1 protein-coding gene is annotated in these 273 nt (G+C 41.0%); it reads right to left on the reverse strand.

What is annotated here, in order from left to right:
* Nucleotides 1-273 (reverse strand): DUF5110 domain-containing protein (locus tag SB771_RS34460; protein WP_410721971.1); only part of this gene is annotated, 273 nt, incomplete at both ends.

Genomic DNA, 273 nt, shown 5'->3' on the forward strand with positions numbered 1-273 from the left:
GTTCATATTCCATTCATAAGCCTCAATGCCGTTAATCAGTAGTTGACGACTTTCTCCCTGAGGAATTATCACTTTCAATGTTTCCCATGCAGGGCGATAATCTCCATGAGTGTTTATTCTTAACTCAATTGTAGTGGCTGTGCAGTCCAGCTCCCATTCAAGCCACAGAGCATTACCTTCAGTATATCCCCAAGTTTCGCCATCATCTTCAAACAGAAGTCCGGTGGATTTACCCGTTCCTTTAATTGGGAATAATTTCAATTTACGATGATT

Origin of the sequence: Burkholderia sp. SIMBA_051, assembly GCF_046534915.1 — a bacterium.
Taxonomy (GTDB): domain Bacteria; phylum Pseudomonadota; class Gammaproteobacteria; order Burkholderiales; family Burkholderiaceae; genus Burkholderia; species Burkholderia ambifaria.